Annotated in this window: 2 protein-coding genes; both read left to right on the top strand. The window is 73.5% G+C overall.

What is annotated here, in order from left to right; all coding sequences use genetic code 11:
* Nucleotides 1–82 precede the first annotated feature (82 nt).
* Nucleotides 83–2,062, top strand: a complete 1,980-nt coding sequence (locus ACFXA3_RS41075; RefSeq protein ID WP_385196361.1) for an MFS transporter — start codon at nt 83–85, stop codon at nt 2,060–2,062.
* Between the two features lie 119 nt (nt 2,063–2,181).
* On the top strand, nt 2,182–2,382 hold a 201-nt coding region (locus ACFXA3_RS41070; protein WP_385196359.1), incomplete at its 3' end, for a hypothetical protein.

Raw genomic sequence — 2,382 nt, 5'->3', positions numbered from 1 at the left:
GGGCAACCCCGGGGCGCCGCCGCGCGTCCTGGGACCCGGGGAACGGGCCGCAGAGAGTCCGGGGAGTCCGGGGAGTAGTGCAGTGACCACCGCTGAGCAGCACAGCCAGGGCCGGGGCGCACCGGCCGCCGCCGGCCGCTCCGGTGTGCCCGGGTCCGGGTCCGCGTCGGCATCCGCGTCGGCGTCGGCAGCCGCCTCCGACGTGCCCGAGGCCGCGCCCGGCGGCATAGGGACCCCGGGCATAGGGGTCCCGGGCGCGCCCGGGAGCCCCGGAGCCGCCCGGGCCCTCGGCTGGGCCCGCCGGCACCCGGTGGTCGTCGCCACCGCGCTGGCCGCGGTCCTGCACGTGGTCTGGTTCTTCTGCTTCGCCAACAGCGGCGGCGACCTGGCCGCCCAGGACGCCTGGGCCGAGTTCGTCGGCCGCCATCCGGACTCGGCGTACAACCTCGCCTGGTACGGCGGCATGCACCCCGTCTCGTACAGCGTGGTGTCCCCGTACGTGATGTACATGATCGGCGTGCGGACCACGATGATGGTCGCCGGAACGGTCTCGGCCGGGCTGCTCGCGCTGATCCTGACCCGCTGCCGCGGCGCCGTGCGGGAGCCGCTGTGGCCGGCCCTGGCCGGGGTGTACGGGCTGCTCTGCAACGCCCTGTCCGGCCGGGTCACCTTCGGGCTCGGCGCGATGTTCGCGCTCGCCGCGGTCGCCGCGGTGTTCTGCTGGCCCCGCAAATGGGCGGAGCGGCGCTGGGCCAAGGCGGCCGTGGCGGCCCCGCTGGCCGGGCTCGCGACCGCGTCCAGCCCGGTCGCCGGGCTCTTCCTGGGGGTGATCGCGGCCGCGCTGTTCCTGTCCGGGCGCCGGCCGGGGGCGTACGCGCTGGGCCTGGCCCCGGTAGCGGTCGTCGGGCTGTCGGCGTGGCTGTTCCCGTTCTCGGGGACGCAGCCGATGAAGCTGGGCTCGGCCGCGCCGCCGTTCCTGTTCGGGCTGGCGGTCCTGTTCCTCGTACCGAAGCGGTGGAAGACCGTCCGGATCGCTTCCGCCGTGTACACCTTCGGGGTGCTGCTGACCTGGGCGATCGACTCGCAGGTCGGCTCGAACGTCACCCGGATGGTCATGCTGTTCGGCGGGGCGGTGCTGCTCGCGGCCCTGCCGTACGCGGTCCCGCGCAGCCGGCACTGGTACGCGGTGCTGTTCGCGTTCGTCGGGATCAACGTCTGGATCACCACGAACAGCATCACGGACATCGTCCGGACCACCCCGGTGGCCGCCTGGAACCGGGAGCTCGCCCCGCTGGTCGACCAGCTGAAGAAGGCGGGTGCCGAGCGCGGGCGCGTCGAGGTGGTTCCGGCCAGCAGCCACCGCGAGTCCTCGGCCTTCCCCGCGTACGTCAACCTCGCACGCGGCTGGAACCGGCAGGCGGACCTGGAGCGGAACCCGCTCTTCTACGACGACACCCTGACCGCCGACAGCTACCGGGAGTGGCTGGGCCGCTGGGCCGTGCACTACGTGGTGCTGCCGGCCGACAAACCCGATTCGGGCGGGGAGGACGAGGCGAAGCTGGTGCGCGGGGGGCTCCCGTACCTCCAGCAGGTGTGGGGCGACGCGAACTGGCGGCTCTTCAAGGTCGACGAGCCGACCGACCTGGTGTCCGGGCGGGCCACGGTGGTCCGGGCGGGCGCGGACCAGCTGGTCATCGACGTGAAGGCGGCCGGGCGGGTGCTGGTGCGGATCCCGCACTCGCCGTGGCTGGGGCTGGTGGACGGGTCGGGCAAGGCGGTGCCGCCGCCGCAGGAGACGTTCGCGTCGAAGGCGCGGGGCGGGGGCGGGAGCGGCGGCTCCGGCTCGGGCGCGCTGCCGAAGGAGTACGCGAACACGGCGGGGTGCCTGTTCAAGGCGGCTCCGGACCCGGCGGGCGACGTGTGGACTGAGCTGCTGGCGCCCGGGCCGGGCGTGTACCGGGTCACGGCGAAGTACCAGCTGCCGCGCGGCACGCCGTGCCCGGAGGAGCTGACACGCCGGCTGGTGGGGCAGCCGGAGCGGACGACCCCACCGCGCCCTTGACCGGGGCGCCCTCGCCCTTGATCGGGACTTTTTACATACGGTCCGGGTGCGTTGCTCCGCATATCTGCATACGATCCCAATAGTCCGATTGGGTGCTTCCCGAAGGAGTTGACGACGGGATGAGCAAAGAGCAGCAGAAGCGGGATTTCCGAGAGGCCTTCCAGGTGTCGGAGCCGGATCGGCCGCCGCGTCCGGCGGGCCACGGCTTCGGTGGGCCGGTACGCAGCAAGGTCAAGGGCGGACTGCACACGAAGGCGGCCCTCAAGAGGGCCGGCACTCCGCAGGGTGACCGCATCGGCGAACGCAGCAGAGGCCTGAGC

Origin of the sequence: Streptomyces sp. NPDC059456, assembly GCF_042750055.1 — a bacterium.
Lineage (GTDB): Bacteria > Actinomycetota > Actinomycetes > Streptomycetales > Streptomycetaceae > Streptomyces.
This window is presented reverse-complemented; position numbering and strand designations above follow the sequence as displayed.